The 14,875-nt window shown below is 68.2% G+C and carries 14 protein-coding genes and 5 pseudogenes; 10 read left to right on the forward strand and 9 right to left on the reverse strand.

Annotated features, from left to right (window positions below):
- From ACIBA9_RS37705 to ACIBA9_RS37720, 4 genes and pseudogenes are all read right to left on the reverse strand, one after another.
- Positions 1-266 (reverse strand): annotated as a pseudogene (locus tag ACIBA9_RS37705) (hypothetical protein); the annotation flags it as partial.
- A 76-nt stretch (positions 267-342) separates the two neighbouring features.
- Positions 343-780: pseudogene (locus ACIBA9_RS37710) on the reverse strand (IS5 family transposase); the annotation flags it as partial.
- A gap of 11 nt (positions 781-791) precedes the next feature.
- A pseudogene (locus ACIBA9_RS37715) lies at positions 792-878 on the reverse strand (GNAT family N-acetyltransferase); the annotation flags it as partial.
- A gap of 69 nt (positions 879-947) precedes the next feature.
- On the reverse strand, positions 948-1,238 hold the full coding sequence (locus ACIBA9_RS37720) for a WhiB family transcriptional regulator (protein WP_399370226.1): 291 nt from the start codon (positions 1,236-1,238) through the stop codon (positions 948-950).
- 430 nt (positions 1,239-1,668) lie between these two features.
- On the opposite strand from ACIBA9_RS37720, the gene ACIBA9_RS37725 reads away from it, so the two are divergent.
- Positions 1,669-2,055, forward strand: coding sequence for a hypothetical protein (locus tag ACIBA9_RS37725; protein WP_399370228.1), 387 nt, complete (start codon positions 1,669-1,671; stop codon positions 2,053-2,055).
- Between the two features lie 68 nt (positions 2,056-2,123).
- Complete coding sequence (locus ACIBA9_RS37730; RefSeq protein WP_399370230.1) at positions 2,124-2,945, forward strand: S1 RNA-binding domain-containing protein; 822 nt, start codon at positions 2,124-2,126, stop codon at positions 2,943-2,945.
- A 136-nt stretch (positions 2,946-3,081) separates the two neighbouring features.
- Here the strand turns inward: ACIBA9_RS37730 and ACIBA9_RS37735 are convergent, their stop codons facing one another.
- From ACIBA9_RS37735 to ACIBA9_RS37745, 3 genes and pseudogenes are all read right to left on the reverse strand, one after another.
- Positions 3,082-3,510: an NUDIX domain-containing protein gene (locus tag ACIBA9_RS37735; RefSeq protein WP_399370232.1), complete on the reverse strand. Its 429-nt coding sequence runs from the start codon at positions 3,508-3,510 to the stop codon at positions 3,082-3,084.
- 125 nt (positions 3,511-3,635) lie between these two features.
- Positions 3,636-3,848: pseudogene (locus ACIBA9_RS37740) on the reverse strand (ABC transporter); the annotation flags it as partial.
- Positions 3,849-3,979: 131 nt separating this feature from the next.
- The gene (locus tag ACIBA9_RS37745; protein WP_399370234.1) at positions 3,980-5,272 is read right to left on the reverse strand and encodes a helix-turn-helix domain-containing protein; all 1,293 of its coding nucleotides are present in this window, start codon (positions 5,270-5,272) and stop codon (positions 3,980-3,982) included.
- Between the two features lie 187 nt (positions 5,273-5,459).
- Between ACIBA9_RS37745 and ACIBA9_RS37750 the strand changes: the two genes are divergently transcribed.
- Together ACIBA9_RS37750 and ACIBA9_RS37755 are read left to right on the forward strand one after the other, a co-directional pair.
- Positions 5,460-5,930 carry a glycine-rich domain-containing protein gene (locus ACIBA9_RS37750; RefSeq protein ID WP_399370236.1) on the forward strand — a complete coding sequence of 157 codons (471 nt, stop codon included), beginning with the start codon at positions 5,460-5,462 and terminating at the stop codon, positions 5,928-5,930.
- Between the two features lie 110 nt (positions 5,931-6,040).
- Positions 6,041-6,739: a class I SAM-dependent methyltransferase gene (locus ACIBA9_RS37755; RefSeq protein ID WP_399370238.1), complete on the forward strand. Its 699-nt coding sequence runs from the start codon at positions 6,041-6,043 to the stop codon at positions 6,737-6,739.
- 390 nt (positions 6,740-7,129) lie between these two features.
- On the opposite strand, the gene ACIBA9_RS37760 is transcribed toward ACIBA9_RS37755, so the two are convergent.
- On the reverse strand, positions 7,130-7,372 hold the full coding sequence (locus tag ACIBA9_RS37760; RefSeq protein WP_399370240.1) for a DUF3761 domain-containing protein: 243 nt from the start codon (positions 7,370-7,372) through the stop codon (positions 7,130-7,132).
- 674 nt (positions 7,373-8,046) lie between these two features.
- Here ACIBA9_RS37760 and ACIBA9_RS37765 point away from each other — a divergent pair.
- The 4 genes and pseudogenes from ACIBA9_RS37765 to ACIBA9_RS37780 all read left to right on the forward strand — a co-directional run bounded on the left by ACIBA9_RS37765 (position 8,047) and on the right by ACIBA9_RS37780 (position 9,756).
- Entirely contained in the window at positions 8,047-8,400 is a 354-nt protein-coding gene (locus tag ACIBA9_RS37765; RefSeq protein WP_399370253.1) for a hypothetical protein, read from the forward strand.
- A 34-nt stretch (positions 8,401-8,434) separates the two neighbouring features.
- Positions 8,435-8,554 (forward strand): annotated as a pseudogene (locus ACIBA9_RS37770) (IS5/IS1182 family transposase); the annotation flags it as partial.
- A gap of 48 nt (positions 8,555-8,602) precedes the next feature.
- Complete coding sequence (locus tag ACIBA9_RS37775; protein WP_399370242.1) at positions 8,603-9,562, forward strand: restriction endonuclease; 960 nt, start codon at positions 8,603-8,605, stop codon at positions 9,560-9,562.
- A 56-nt stretch (positions 9,563-9,618) separates the two neighbouring features.
- Positions 9,619-9,756: a hypothetical protein gene (locus ACIBA9_RS37780; protein WP_399370245.1), complete on the forward strand. Its 138-nt coding sequence runs from the start codon at positions 9,619-9,621 to the stop codon at positions 9,754-9,756.
- 55 nt (positions 9,757-9,811) lie between these two features.
- On the opposite strand, the gene ACIBA9_RS37785 is transcribed toward ACIBA9_RS37780, so the two are convergent.
- Positions 9,812-11,734, reverse strand: coding sequence for a DNA/RNA helicase domain-containing protein (locus ACIBA9_RS37785; protein WP_399370247.1), 1,923 nt, complete (start codon positions 11,732-11,734; stop codon positions 9,812-9,814).
- Positions 11,735-12,044: 310 nt separating this feature from the next.
- Between ACIBA9_RS37785 and ACIBA9_RS37790 the strand changes: the two genes are divergently transcribed.
- Both ACIBA9_RS37790 and ACIBA9_RS37795 read left to right on the forward strand, forming a co-directional pair.
- Positions 12,045-13,010 carry a protein NO VEIN domain-containing protein gene (locus tag ACIBA9_RS37790; protein WP_399370249.1) on the forward strand — a complete coding sequence of 322 codons (966 nt, stop codon included), beginning with the start codon at positions 12,045-12,047 and terminating at the stop codon, positions 13,008-13,010.
- 457 nt (positions 13,011-13,467) lie between these two features.
- A complete protein-coding gene (locus ACIBA9_RS37795; RefSeq protein ID WP_399370251.1) occupies positions 13,468-13,650 on the forward strand; it encodes a hypothetical protein in 183 nt (60 codons plus the stop codon).
- Positions 13,651-14,875 lie beyond the last annotated feature (1,225 nt).

Genomic DNA, 14,875 nt, shown 5'->3' on the forward strand with positions numbered 1-14,875 from the left:
CGGTTGTTTTTTTGGTGGGGCCTGTGTTGGGGTTGTGGGGGTTTGTTGCCTTGGGGGCGGCGGGGGGGGGGGGGGGGGGCCGGGGGGGGGGGGCCCCGGGGGGGGGGGGGGCCCCCGGGGCGGCCCCCCCCCACGGAACTGTCGTGCACGGTCGGCGACCCCGGCCGCGGGTGCAGCCGGGTCGCCGTGCGCGCCAGCGGGGCCAGTTGAGGGAAGAGCGCGGTGACATCGAACAGCCGCGGCGGGGTGGTAAAGATGGCGTTCATGGCAGGGATGCTGCCAGCAGAGTCTGACAATGGGCGTAGCGATCTACGTCAGCTGACACCCCACAGCTTCCCTATGTCAGCAGGCGGACCAGAGGAAGATGCCAGCGATGTGGAGTCCGGCCAGGTATATGGTCGCGGTCTTCTCGTAGCGCGTGGCGATGCCGTGCCACTGCTTCAGGCGGTTGATGCACCGTTCGACGGTGTTGCGCTGCTTGTAGGTCTCGCGGTCGAACGCCGGCGGTCTCCCACCCCGGCGGCCCCTCCGCAGCCGATGGCCACGTTGATCTGCCGGCACGGGGATCACCGCGCGGATGCCGCGCTTGCTCAGGTGGGCGCGGATCGCGCGGGAGGAATACGCCTTGTCGGCCGTGACTACGTCAGGCCTGGTTCGAGGCCGTCCACGGCGACGCGGTACACGGAGGCTGGCCATGACGTCCATGAAGGTGGGTGCATCGCCCGCTTGACCGCCGGTCAGGACAAACGCGAGGGGACGACAGCGGCCGTCGGCAGCAAGGCTGGCTGAGCTCAGGGCGACCAGACATACGGTGTCGTCGTGGTGACCGCGTGCAGGCCAAGACGGATCGGGGCGCTGTCGGCTGAGGCATCGACGTAGACGTGCCAACGTCCGCGGCGTTCCGCGCTGCGGACGTGCCTTTGGGTGTGGGCTCGCGAAGGAATCCCTCAGCCGGCCCGTGGCCGTTCACTCCCGCGGCGGGCGTCCTCCAGGACCTTCCGCCACGAGGTGACGCTCGGCTTGCGGCGCAGCAGTGCTCTACGCTCGCGCTCAGTCATGCCGCCCCAGACACCGAACTCAATTCCGTTGTCGAGGGCTTCGGCCAAGCACTCTATGCGCACCTGGCACCCTGCGCAGACCGCCTTGGACCGCTTCTGGTGCGGACCGTCCACGAAGAGCTCATCCGGGTCGGAACTGCAGGCGGCGTCCTCACTCCAGTGATCCTGAGCACTCGGCATGGCTTCCCTCCCTCGTCGCAACCAACGACAGATCCACCTTATTGCGCTGGTCAGGACGGGTGTCCGGCGGCCGTAGGGTGCGTATGCGCCACTCCCACAGCTGCGGGCTGAGGACCCACATGTCGACGGGGTGATCGTCGGTGGTGCCGGGCAGCCGCAGGATCTCGGACCGCGGAGCGACCTCAGTGGACGGCCCGGTGCCGCCCGAGTTGGTGTGCAGCGCGGAGAAGAAGAGGCGGCCGCCCGGCTTGAGGCGCCGACCGTGAGCGCCCCGGCGAGGGCCGCGGCCGGAATGCTCACCAGCGCGCCGGCCGCCGCCACGTCCGACGCGATCACCTGAGGGCGCTTGGGGTGCCGGTCGGACAGGGCCCCGGCCCACAGCGCGAATGCGTTCGGGAGCTGTCCGAGGAACGCGAGCACGGCGACCTCGGTGGTGGAGGCGCGCAACTCCAGCACGGCCAGCGCGGGCAAGGCGACGGTGCTCACCGCCGACCCCGACACGCTCACCGCCTCGGCTCCGAGCAGGAACCGAAAGGCCGGAGCGCTCCACGCCGTTGCCCGTCGCGGGGCCCGGGCGGCAATCGTCACCGGGCTTCCCCCCGGCCACCAGGCCCGGGAGGACGGCGGCCCGCTGAATCCGAGGCCCGACGAGGCATGCGGCTTCGGAGAGCGGAAACCAGCCGGCGCCCGTGACCTCGGATTCCTGAACCTGGCCGATGTCCGCGTTCCGCGTCGTGAACGCGTATCCGAAGTCGAGGTGGTGGTGCTCCGGCTCGCCCTTCGCCGGGCGGACCGGGACTTGGCCGTTGAGCCGTGACGCGCTAGTTGGAACCGGGTCATGAGAGTTGGAACCAGTCCGGGCCAGCGCCGACTACGCTCACCTTCATGTCCGCGCCAGCCCCCGACCCTCGCATGCAGTCCTTGATCAACCGCCTCGGGCCGGGGGCCGTAAGAACGGTGAAGGTCACCGGGTTCGACGGCGCGGACGTCCTGGTGCAGCTCGTAGATGCCGAAGGAGAGGCGACTGAGATCGGTCGGATTCCTCGACAAGAAGCGTCAATGCGTCGGATGGAGCATCCATCCGAGCTGTTTGAAGTCGGCCAGGAGATCAATGCCGAAGAGATCGGGCGTTGGCGCGAAGGTCAGCTTCACCTCTCTGCCAAGGCGTGCGAGATTCCGGCCCTGCGAGCCTTCCTCCTCGCGTTCGAACGAGGGCAGGTCGTCACCGGGACAGTCTCCGAGGTTCACAACTTCGGGGTCTTCGTTCACGTCGATGGCGAACCGGACGGCCTGTGCACCGGCTTCATCCGGGTGCCGGACCTGACGTGGGGCTGGATCAACCACCCCTCCGAGGCAGTCGAAGCCGGCCAGCGGATCACCGCTGAGGTGATCATTGCGGAGACGCGCTCCGGACAGGTCACGCTCTCCCTGAAGGCTCTGCAGGAAGATCCACTCATTCGGTTCGCGGATCAGGTCGGCCGGGTCCTCACCGGGCCGATCGCCAAGATCGTTCCTTTTGGTGTGTTCGTGCAGCTTGCTCCCGACGTTGTGGGGTTCCTTCATCTCTCTGAGCTGACTGACGAGCCGGTCGAAACCCCGGATCAGCTTGTCGATGAAGGCGAGCTGATTACTGTGAAGGTCGCCGAGGTCGATCTCCAGCGTCACCGAGTGCGGCTGGGCGCCACTGGCGGAGCGGACAGAACCTAGCGAGGTGGTTGCAAGAAGACTGACAACTCGCGGTTGGTCGCAAGAAGCGTGACCACTTGGTGCCAACAAGCGTGTCCCGCCGATCAGAAACCACCAGTTCGCGGAGCCTCACCGGTTCCAAATAACGCGTCCAGGCTCAGCCGTACTCGATGTATACCGGTGCACGGGACGCGCGGACGACCTGCTGCGGATCGACCCCGGTCTCCTCGGCCAGCTCGCGCAGCGCGGCGTCGAGCAAGGTGGCGTCGGACGGTTCGAGGTGACCACCCGGCTGCAGCAGGAGCAGGATCCCGAAGGCCCGGTGCTGCACGAGGAGGATCTCCGTACCGGCATGGACCAGCAGCGCCCCGACGGTGACGTGCATTGGGAAGTCGTGCCGGGAGGTGCAGCCGCCCCGGGTCAGCAGCCGCATCGGCTCGGACAGCGGCGTCGCCTCGTCGGGGTACCGCCTGATGTGGGCGGCCAGTTCCTGGTTGATGTCCGCGTGTCTGATCAACCAGGCGTCGGACTCGCCGCGAGACTCGGCGGAAGACCGGGCAGGCTGGTGCGGTTCCACGTGGGTCACGGCTTCTCCGTGTTCGACGGCTGCGGGGCGGCCAGGGCACGAGCCCGGCCGGCGGGGTCCGGTCCGGCCCACGGGACCTGCGGGAAGTACCACCTCGTGAGCACGGTTCCTGTGCGGGCGGGCGCTCACGCGGTGTCGCCCGCCTCGCCACCGCCGGTGCGCTGCTGGAGTTCCCAGAGGGACCGGAACAGGCCCGGCTCCCGGGTGAGCTGTGCGTAGGTCCCCTCTTGCACCAGGCGTCCCTGGTCGAGGACGACGATCCGGTCGGCCACGGCGACGTTGGCGAGTCGGTGCGTGATCAGGAGGATGGCCCGGTCCGTGAGTTCACCGAGATCGGAGCGTCCGGTCGCTGGTGGGACGCGCAGTCGATCCTCACAGTGACAAGTGCGGGGTCGGATGCGGGGCCGGAGCGGCGGAGTCCGTCCCCGCGCCCGAACCGTAGCCTGGCGCCTGTGTCGCAGTACGGGTGTCAGAGGGCCTGTGTCACGGCGGTGTGCAGTTCGCGTACGCCGCTGGTGCGTGGGTGTCGTTCGGCGAGTTCGGTGACGATGTGGCGGATCGCGGGCCGGTCGCGGACTTCGCCGGGGCTGGCGCGGTAGGCGTCCAGTAGTGCGTGGGTGGTTTGTTCGGGCCGCTGCCAGGCCCACCAGGCGCGTGCCATGTCGGTGCCCAGGCGGGCTCTGCGTTCGGCGGTCGGGAAGTGTTCGGGCCGCAGGTTTCTCCCGGCGTCGAGTGCGGCGCCGGCGTCGCCGAGTGCCCAGTGCACGCCGACCGCGTACAGGTCGACGGCGGCTGGGCTGATCGCGAACAGCCGCCCTTGTGGAATCACCGGTGGCAGGCGGCGGGCGGCGCGGCGGGCCTCGTCGGTCATCGCCAGGGCCTCGGCGCGCCGCCCGGCCCGGGCGGCGGTGTAGGCCAGGGTGCACAACATCTGCGCGTAGGCGGCCGTGGTGGCGTCGGTGCGCAGCCCGCTCGCCTCGAGGTCGTCGGTTGCCGAGGACATCAGGCGCTGGGCGGCGCCGTGCTGGCCCTGGTGGCGCAGGACGATGGCCAGTTCGCGTGCTGCGGCCGCGGCTGCGAGCGGGGTGCCGGAGATCTCGGCCCAGGTGCGGGCGCGGTCCGCGGTGAGCCGGGCACGGTCGTGGGAGCCGAGCTTGATGAGGACGGCGGAGGCGAGGCTGTACACGGCGGACAGCCGGGCCTGGTCGAGGCTGCGGCGGGAGCCGGCGGCGTGGTGGGCGTCGGCGATGAGGCCGGGCATGGCGGCCAGGAGCCGTCTGTGCTCACCTTGGTCGTACAGTGCGCGGGCGCCCGCCAGGCGGCGCTCTAGCGGCCCGGCCCCGTGCGGGGCGGGGGTATCGGCCAGGGCATCGTCCAGGCCCATCAGCAGGGCGGCTGGGCCTGCGGCCGCCGCGGCGGCGAGCAGCGTACGGCGGCGCATGGGGTCCTCCTCGGCGTCACGCTGGCTGGCCGTCACTCTAGTGGCCGCCGTGGCAGTAGCGGGCGGTGGCGCGAGGGAGGCCATGAGAATGTGCCGGGGCACGCCGACTTCTTGTGCGGCACGGTGCACCAGGGCCAGGTCGGCGATCTGGGTGCGGCGCTCCAACCGGGAGACGGTGGCGGGCGAGCAGCCGATCCGCTCTGCGAGCACGGCCAGCGTCCAGCAGCGGTGCCGGCGTCCGATCCGGATGAGCGCGCCGGGGCGCCGCTGCGCGGCTGCATGCAGTGCTGTCGCGCTGTTCCAGAGCGGGTCAACGGGCACGCGTCCCTCCCACACGCACAGACAGGGGCCCTCCACGCTACGGGCGCCTGTCGGGCGCGTCGAGCCCCCTTGCACGACGTGCAAACCCGATGCAACCAAGGAGAGTTGATTACCGCGACGCGCGTCTGCCCGGTGTGCTGGACGCACCGCCCCGCGCCGCGGGGCACCCGTCCATCGGAGGCACACCATGGCAACCAAGACCGCTGTTGCATCTCCCGCGGCTGCCGACCCGACGACCGTCCCGGTTCGCTCCGCACGCGACGTCGTGCCGGCAGACCTGTGGGAAAAGCAGGTCGGGCTCCTCATGCGGGACTACCCCTACGACTCGGTCATGGCCGCCCGGGTCCTCGGCCAGGGCTACGCCTACCTGCTGACCGCGATGAACCACCGGGGTGAGTCGCTGGGGCTGGCGCCCAGCAAGCTCGTCGACATCGGCGTCCACACGGTCATCCTGGACACCGTCGCGTACGCCGCGCTGTGCGAGAAGTACAACGCCGGACAGTTCCTGCACCACGTGCCCGAGGTGGACATGAAGAACGACGGCTCCGTTGTGAAGACAGCCCACATCGTCGCCGCCAACGGCTGGGAAGTCGACCTGCTGCTGTGGACGGGCGCCGCCGACTGCGGCCCGTGCCACCCCGGCAACGACTCGCACTGACCGCCCCGCAACGGCGAGCTCCCCGGGCCCCGGCCACACGAGAGGGGCCCGAGAGCACGCCCGGGTGAGATTTCGGCGAACCGGTCCGCGGCCCGCTCCCGGCCGCCAGGATGGTCCGGGTGACCACCAGCACCGCAGACCCCTGGCACCACTACGGCCGCGCCCGCGCCACCAGTGACCGCGCCGTTTCCGACACCTTCTTCTGGAGCTGGGGCCAGGAGGCCGGACCTGGCCCGGAGGTCCTCGGTGACCTGACCGGCCGCTGTGTGGGCGACCTCGGCGCCGGCGCAGCCCGGCACGCAGCACACCTGGCGGTCCACCACCAGCCTGGCGAGGTCACCGCCATCGACGCCTCGCCCGCCCAGCACGCCATGGCAACCGACCTCTACGCCCACCTCGCCCCCCGCCTGCGCATCGTGCAGTCCGACGCCGTGTCCCACCTGCAGGCGATGCCTGGCGCATACGACGCGCTGTACAGCGTCTTCGGCGCCCTGGACTTCACCGACCCACGCGAGGTACTGCCAGCGGCGGCCGCCGCACTCAAGCCGGGCGGGCGGCTGGTTTTCGCTACCCTCGCCCACTACCTGAGCGGGGCGCCTGCCCAGCCCGATGTGGTGGCTGCCGGCATCCCGGCGAAGACGCCGGACGGCGAAGCCACCACGATGTGGCGCTGGGTCCTGCAGGAGCATGTGTGGACCAAGTTGCTCGACGAAGCCGGATTCACCGACATCACCGTCGACGTGCTGCCCGCCGCCGGCGGGCCGCGCAGCGCCGACACACTGTTGGTGACCGCCTACCACCCGTCCTAGAGCAGAGCCCGCTCCGCCCCGGGACTCCGCTCCGCCCCGGGACCCTCGCGTGCACGCGCCACCAGCGGCGCAGTGGAAGCCGCAACCCGCAGATCAGCCTGCAGCAGACCCGCGGCGTCCTGCTGCCGTCAACCTTCACCGCGCCAGGCTGCGGATGGTGGTGCCGTGCTCGGCCGTCAGCTGGGCGAGCCGGTCCCGCGCGGCCGTGCTCAGCTTGATCCGCCGCAGCGTCGTCGAACGCTGCTTCAATCGCCTCAAGCAGCGGCGCGGGCTAGCCACTCGTTATGACAAGACCCGCGAGTCCTATCAAGCTGCCGCTGACCTTTGGAGGCGAGCACGCAGGGGGGCGCTCTGGCATCCGGGGCGCCTTCCTGCAGCTACGTGATGGGCTTACTTGAACCAGTAGCGGACGCCGTGGTGGTGGGAGCAGGTGCCCTGGGAGTGCCGGGAGTAGGACAGGGAGGCGTCCTTGCACTTGGCGGTCTCGTACTTGTCCTTGGGCTTTTGGTGGTGCGTCCACCCGCACGCGCCGGTGGTGTGGTGGGTGCAGTGGTGCGCGGTGTTGGTGGACGGCAGGGTCGCAGCGGACGCGGCCGGTGCGCTGAAGAAGACACCCGCGACGGCGATGGCCATGGCTGAGGCTGAAAGACGAGCACGCAAAAGGGACCCCCCCTTGAAGTCGAGCAAGTGCAGGGGACTCTATCCAGCTTTCACCCGCGTACGGATGCGTTTGTGCTCAGTCGTCGCGCACCGTGGAGCGGGTACGGCGTGAGGCTCATTGGCCCACCCCTCGCTGACCGGGCCGATTGGGGCGGCCTCGGCGCTGGTTGCCGCGCTCGCCGTGGCGTTGGCTCTCCGTCGGCGCTGACCGCCGGCGGGCTCGGCTGTTGCGAGGCTCAACGCAAATCTGTGCACCGGGACCACCTCGAAAAAATGGCACCTACCTCTGCAACCTAGTCCGCCCGGCGGTACACCCACACTGGCAAGTCAGCCCCCTCACGCTCCCGCCCGGCAAGGCGGCCTCGCCTTTGGCTCGGAAGCCGTCCCACTGTGAGCCGAGTGCATCATGAACGCTCCATGCAGGCCGCTCGGTAGCCGAGCCGGCCCGGCGGCTGGCAACTCGCCGAAGTCGACGCCGGACGCTGCGCTGCGCTGCGCTGAGTCTCATGGCTACGGGCTGTCCCGTATCTGGCGGCCACGGCGCTGGCCAGGGTGCGGAAACTGCGTGGCTGCTGAGTTCTCGGTGCCGGTATCGTCCGCTCTCCCGGCCGGCCGTAGCGGCGAACTACGTTCAGAGAGCCATGCAGATGACCAGCCAGCAAGCAACGACAACCCTCTGGCGCCCCACCGGCCCCAAGGAGCTGGATCTGGTTCGGGAGCTGAACTGGCTTGTCTGGCCGCCCAGGCTGCCCGAGCAGCCGATCTTCTACCCGGTCCTCAACGAGGACTATGCGGTCAGGATCGCGCGGGACTGGAACGTGGTGCACGATGGCGCCGGCTTCGTCACTCGTTTTGAGGTCGAGTCGGGGTTCTTGAGCCGGTATCCCATCCAGCAGGCCGGCGGGCAGACGATCCTCGAGCTCTGGGTTCCTGCGGAGGAGTTGGACGAATTCAACGCCCACATCGTCGGGGAGATCCAGGTGATCCACGAGTTCCGCTGAGGCGGGAAGGCTTGCTGACGGAAACGCTGGCCCGCTGCAATGGTCTCGGCGTGGCTGGAGCGCCCCGTTCACCGGGTTGAGCCCGTGCGCCTTCAGGAAGCCGGTGACTGTGCTGCGGCGCGAGGGTGCGGACGTTGTCCGTAAGGGCCGACCGTGAAGTCTGCGCGATGAGGGTGTCAGTGGGTGTTTCTAGGCTGCGCGTATGAGCTTGCTGGAACCTTCCGCGGATTCGGTCCGGCCGTCGCCGGAGCGCACGGTGCGCAGTGTGCTGGAGTCGGCGTTTGAGCAGGCGACGTCTGTGGATCTGGAGGCTGCGTTCGCGTGGATGACGGAGGGACGTCTGGCGGACGAACTGCTCTCCGATTGGCGCGGGTTGGGCGAGGAGGTGAAGAGCGAACTTGAGCGCTGCCGGGGCGCCATCCGTGCTTTGAAGGATGCGACGGTTCCCCAGGACACCGTGCGCTACGGGCGCTGCGCGGCAGAGGTGATTCTCCACGCCGACCTGAAAAGGCTGTCGTCCCTGGCGGGTAGGGCCGTTCAGTGGTGCGAGCAGGCGCGTGAGGACGTCATTACGGACCTCGGCCGTCTGATCAGAGAGCGGCGCACGGAGTTTCCCTCGGCCAAGGCCGCCCCGCTGGGAGAGCTGCTCGAGGAGCTGAAACGGGCGCGGGCAGACTACGCCGCTTCTCTGTCCTCCTACCGGGAGGAGTTGCAGCAACTGTCCGCGCAGGAAGAGCAACGGCAGGAGTACCTTCTCAGCAGCGAGAGCACCTCCCTGGACGAGATACTCAACCTCTCGGACCGGCAGTTCGAGCTGCTCGTCGCTTCGTTGCTGGAACGCGATGGTTACGAGGTGGAGCGCACGCACGGGGGCGCGGGTGACAGGGGAGCGGACGTCATCGCCACGGGAGGGAAGGGTGAGCGCATCGTCGTGCAGTGCAAACTCCGCAGGTCACCGTCCGCCAAGATCGGATCGCCTGACGTGCAGATGTTCAACGGAACGGCCCGGCCGGACCACCGGGCCACGCATCCGCTCATGGTGACGAATGCCCGCTTCACCCTGGAGGCGGAAGCGGCAGCGGCGAGGTACGGCATTGCTCTGGTGGACAGAGCGGCTTTGCGCACGTGGGCGACATTGGGGGAACCCCTGAACCTGGGCTGACGCCTGTGCCTAACGGCTGTCGGCTGAGGTTGTTGAGTCTAGGGACCCCCGTCGTGGTGCTCAGGTTTCCTGTGGGTGTGGTGATGCACTGGTACCGGCGGGCGGTGCTGGCGGTGGTGGTGGGGGTTCTGCCGTTGGTTCATGTGGTGGTCGGCAACCGCCACGACAAGCAGGAGTTGTCCTGCACGGTGTAGACGCCCGTAGCGGCGCTGGACCCCCTGGGGTTCGGCGCCGCTTCGTTGTGCGGTGTCAGTGTGGGTGGATGAGGGTGTGCAGGAGGTGGTGGGTGTCGGGGTCGGTGGCGTGGATGTGGGTGGTGTGGGTGCCGCGGGTGAGGAGGACGCGGTAGGTGTTGAGGGCGTAGGGGAGGTACTGGTCGGGGGTGAGGTGACGCAGCGCGGGGTCGTGGCTCTCTTCGGGGTGGGCGTGCCAGTGGCCGTTTTTCCAGGTGAGGTCGGGGCCGATGATGACGCCTGCGTGGTGGTATTCGAGGCCTTGGGCGGTGTAGATGCAGCCGATTTGCTGGTGGCCGCGGGTGTGGCTGGCCCAGAGTTGGCTGTGGGGGGCGATCGGGCGGCCGTCGTCGGGGTCGGTGAGCGCGCTCGCAGCGTTCCAGGCGGCCTTCCACGTCCGGGGTGGATCGCCGGGGGTGGTGCTGGGTGCGTCGATGCTGATGTCGAGGGGGAGGGTGGTGGCGCCGGTGGGCCGGGTGCGGGTCCACTGCCAGCAGAATCCGGCGGTGGTGCGGGCGGTGTGTCCGGCGGTGGTGGCCTGGTCGATCCATTCTTGGAGTTGGAAGGGGTCGTTGGCGAGCCCGAGTTGATAGCTGGTGTGTCCGGTCCATGGCTGGGGTGTGCCGTAGAGAAGGTTGTCGACCCAGGCGGTGTAGGCGGCCGATCCGCTGCAGCGGAAGGAGCCGGTGAGTTCGAGGTGGTGGTGGGCGCGTCCGAACCGGCGGGCGGCGGCGCGGATTTCGTCGACGGTGGTGCCTTCGTCGGGGCGGATGATCTGCCGTTCGTCGAGGAAGATGACGGCCAGGGGAACGTGCTGGATCACGGCGGCCAGGTCCGGCGGCAGGCCTGCCCCGTCACCCCGCTTGATGCGCTGCGCTTCATCGATGACGAGCGCGCCCGTCTGGCGGGCGGTGCTGCGCAGGGAGCCGGCCGACGGGAAAAGCTCGCGGGCCGCGCCGTGTCCGCGGAGGGCGTCGAGGAGGTGGGCGCGCAGCGTGCCGGAGGGGGTGATGAAGCGGGGGCGCGTCGCGGGGTGGGCGCGCATGAGACGGCCCAGCAGCCGCACGGCGAGAGCGGTCTTGCCGCTGCCCGGCCCGCCGCTCACCGTGATGATCGCACCGCCACCGCCACCGCTACCGGCCGGAGCGGTGACTGGAGCGGTGGCTGGATCGCGGCCGGGCAGGTGACGGGCCGCGGCCTGGCGGACCCGTACGAAGGCATCCTGCTGATCTCCCACCAGAGCGAATGCGCTGTTGCCGTCCAGGTCGGCACCGACATGGTCGAGGAGTCGGCTGGAGGGCTGCCACCGGATGTTCTCGAACTCCTCGACCTGGCTGGCACTTGGCGCCGCCAGGTCTCCACAGCTCAGCAGCCGCGCCAGTACCTCACCGGGCCGGGACAACTCCTCACCGCTCAGGACCGGCACGCCGGCATCCGCACCGGCGCCGGCTAGCAGGGCGGCTCCCTGAGCGGCGGTGGCGTTGTGCAGCACGACCACGCCACGCACCTCGAGCTCGGGTGCGCTTTGCGGGCGCCAGTGCTGGAAGAAGCTGCGGTACGCGGCGACTTGATGGACCGGATGAGCCGTCACCAGGCCGTCGCTGCGCAGTACCCGGTCGGTGTCGAGGATGCGGCAGGTGTGCCACTGCTTGAGTTCCACGACCACCAGTCCCAGGGCGCCGCCCGGGCCGGCGCCGACGAGCAGGGCGTCTAGGCGCCGCCCGCCGCCCGGGGTGCCGTACTCCAGGTATACCTGGAGGTCCTTCAGCCCGGCCCGCACCAGCGCTGTGAACAAGGGCGGCCAGCTGTTCCGCCAGCTCCTCTCCTCCGCAGGATCGAGCGTCCCGAAGCCGGCAGCGCGATATTGGGCCGCACACCGGCCGAAGAACGCCGGATCCTGCACGGACGCGGCGAGGTGACCGACCCGGTCTGCGGCCACGCATAAGACCGGTCCTCCCGCCGTCGGCTCCCCTGGTACCGGCGTCTGCCGGCGCTCCAGGCTGCGCGCACTGTCGGCGGCCGGGCCCAGACTAGGAAACTGCTCAGGCACGTGCTTCCCCCCACTGCCTCTACGAACTGCTGCACGGCAACCAGCGGTCCGAGCGGCTCCAGTCACCCCATGTCGTTGACGCCGCCTCAACTGGTACGGCACTGCGTTGAGTTGATGCGCGGTCGGGTCAACGCTCGACAGGCTACCAAACAAGAAAATCTATCGACTGCTCGATAGCAGCATGTTTATGATGCCCTGTATGAAGAGTTCGACGTTCGTCATGGTGCATGTCGGTCAGAGCATTGAGTCGCAGCGCAACCTCGAGCACGGCATCGACACCCTCTCGTGGGGTTTTCCCGAGAAGAAGCCCGAGTACGAAGGAGTCCGCCCCCAGTTCGCCGTCCTGGCCACCGGCGCCTCACCCCGCGTCCAGCTGGAGGACTGGCTGCAGCGCACCGCCACCCTGTACCTCTTCCAGGTCCGCGGCGGTTTCTACGAGGGCAAGGCCTGGCACTGGCCTGATGAGGAGGCCGAGCGGCGCCTCAAGTACCCGCAGCGTTTCGGCATTGAGCCTCTCGCCAAGCTGGAGGATGTCCCGCTGGGACCCGAGGGTCCGCTGACCGAGGCCGGCAGCGACGCGATTCGCCGCTCGGGCACCGACCGCGGCATGGGCAAGCTTGTCCAGATGCCCGCCCAGCGCCTCCTGGAGCTCGCCGGTATCCCGTTCGACCCTGACGAGCCCGAGGACGTCCCGCTGGACAAGTCGCCCGGTTTCACGGCTGAACAGGTGGAGGGCAAGAAGAAGCCCCAGCGCCGCCGTCGCGGCGCCGGCTACATCTCCGATCCCAAGAAGCGCAAGGTCATCGAGGAACACGCCGAGCAGCGCGCCATCACCCACTACGAAGCGCAGGGCTGGACGGTTGAGAAGCTCGGCAAGCCCTACGACCTGCGTTGTACCCGGGGCAGCGAGGAACGCCACGTCGAGGTCAAAGGCACGACGGGGGCCGCCACCAGCGTCGAGCTGACCATCAACGAGGTTCTGCACGCCCGCGACAAGGACAACGCCGTCGACCTTTATGTCGTCAGCGACATAAAGGTCGACACCGTCACTGACCCCTACACCGCCAGCGGCGGAACGGTCTCGCACTACACCGACTGGGAGCCGGCCGAGGAAGACCTTCGGCCCCGCAAGTACGAGTACCGCCTGCCCGACCTGACTGCCTGACGTGTGGCTGGCAGAGAGCGGGTCCGCAGGCTGATGCCCAATCACATGGCCTTCGGCCGAAGACTATCCGTGCGGGCAGCAACGGCCGGCCCGCTCTCCAGCCATCTCCGTGAGCTGGCTCCGTGCAAAGCAAAAAGGAGGGTTGGCAATCCCGACAGTGGTCTGCTTAACTGGTTTGACAGAGCCAAGGAAGTTCACACCACCAGAGCTCTGTCAGATCCCTCTGATACGCTGTCATAGACAGCAGCGGGGAGTGCGATGGCGCCTTCTGGCGCCTCGGCCCTGGAAACTGACGGGTCGACAAGTGACCCTGTGCTGATGTATTATAGGAAGCGAAGGCAAGAAGAACGCGAGTAGCACCTCAACCATAGCAACACCTGTATTTTGCGCCGGAGGTCAGCACCCTCCGGCATATTTGTGTTCACATTCGACTACGCAACGTAAGGAAGTAATCACTATGAGTACCAGTATCCTCAACGAATCAGAGCAGGCCTCTGAGCAGGACCACCAGCACAAGTGCAGCAAGCGTAAATTCAGGTTTCTGCGGGTACTGGCGATGGCCGGCAAGGGCATCAAGGTAATTGGCCGGCTCGTCCTAATCTTTCATTTCCTGGAACAGCACTTCGGATACATGTGGTAATTTTCCGCAACCACATGAGGGCCCGTGAAGAGTCACGAGGCCATTTTTTTTGCCTCAAAAAACAGGCTGCATTTAAATGCCACCATCTACGTCGTGAGATACCTTTACCGTCCCCACCGGCTTTAGACCAAGTATGTCTCACAACTCGAAACAATTGAAGGAGCGGATAGCCAAAGAACACCGCTGATGGCATAACTTGCTGGTGGACCATGATTCCAGACTTAAGCTGGGGCTCTGTTTGAAGCAGAGCCCCAGCTAGCATCAAGTCCCTGCGGGCGTGCGGCAGCTGCGCCCGGTCCGTACCTTCTACGCGGAGGCTGTCCTGGTGCGGGCGGCATCGGCCGCCTGGGACCGGCTGGCAGAGTCCCAGGCGCCGGCAGATTCGGGTATCCGTCCCCCTCCTGATCACTTACCGGCCTGCTGCCTGCAACCTCCCCGTGGCTCCAGCGCCTCCAGACGGCGACGGCAGGCTCGGCCGGTCATGCGCGGCACGCCGTACCACGAGTGGCAGGGCCCATGGCACCGAAATGCCTGACGTACTGCGGATCGTGTGTGCAGAGGTGGCCGGCGGTCTTCTGGATGGTCGAGTCCAGGCGGAGTAGGGGAGTTCATGTACGCCTCGGAGGCGGAAGCCTAGAGTAGGAAGAAGGCAGAGCATGTCCTGACTGGGTAGGTGAGAGAGCGTTGAAACGGGCTTTCTACCACTTAGTAGCGATGGTGACGGCCGCAGTGATCACATTGGGGGTGCTGTGGGCCGTAGGAAAGATTCACTTCTCCGTTCCTAGCCCTGGAAGCTCGACGCAGCCGTCCGATCCCTGGGACGACCCCTTCTGGCCCCCGGTAAACCCCGCCCCACCACCGCCACCTGCCCAGCCGCCACCGATTTACCGGTAGCCCACGGCACCGCCCGAACAGCTCTCGCCTAGAGGCGAACGATCTCATCCGGCACACCCCCCGACACCCCATCACCCAGGCAGACCACAGGAACAGCCCACCACCCCGCCCACTGCTGCCAGCCATGGCCGCGCGGAGCGCGGCCCGATGCCCTCGCACGCAGTGCGAGGGCATGCGGTGCGGAGCGCAGCGGAGAACCGCCGCGCCTGGGCGCAGCCCAAGCGTGACTGCGAAGCAGCAAAGGTTCCAGAGCGCAGCGAAGGAACCGTCAACCCCACTGCGCAGCAGTGGGGTTGAGCGGGGAGCGCAGCGAGCCGCCAGCGCTCCCGCG

This window comes from Streptomyces sp. NPDC051452 (assembly GCF_044454765.1).
Taxonomy (GTDB): domain Bacteria; phylum Actinomycetota; class Actinomycetes; order Streptomycetales; family Streptomycetaceae; genus Streptomyces.

Coding starts and splice junctions, on each gene's coding strand:
- ACIBA9_RS37790 (WP_399370249.1), top strand. CDS start 12,045: ATGAAGAGTTCGACGTTCGTCATGGTGCATGTCGGTCAGAGCATTGAG.
- ACIBA9_RS37775 (WP_399370242.1), top strand. CDS start 8,603: ATGAGCTTGCTGGAACCTTCCGCGGATTCGGTCCGGCCGTCGCCGGAG.
- ACIBA9_RS37760 (WP_399370240.1), bottom strand. CDS start 7,372: ATGGCCATCGCCGTCGCGGGTGTCTTCTTCAGCGCACCGGCCGCGTCC.
- ACIBA9_RS37765 (WP_399370253.1), top strand. CDS start 8,047: ATGACCAGCCAGCAAGCAACGACAACCCTCTGGCGCCCCACCGGCCCC.
- ACIBA9_RS37730 (WP_399370230.1), top strand. CDS start 2,124: ATGTCCGCGCCAGCCCCCGACCCTCGCATGCAGTCCTTGATCAACCGC.
- ACIBA9_RS37720 (WP_399370226.1), bottom strand. CDS start 1,238: ATGCCGAGTGCTCAGGATCACTGGAGTGAGGACGCCGCCTGCAGTTCC.
- ACIBA9_RS37795 (WP_399370251.1), top strand. CDS start 13,468: ATGAGTACCAGTATCCTCAACGAATCAGAGCAGGCCTCTGAGCAGGAC.
- ACIBA9_RS37750 (WP_399370236.1), top strand. CDS start 5,460: ATGGCAACCAAGACCGCTGTTGCATCTCCCGCGGCTGCCGACCCGACG.
- ACIBA9_RS37755 (WP_399370238.1), top strand. CDS start 6,041: ATGGTCCGGGTGACCACCAGCACCGCAGACCCCTGGCACCACTACGGC.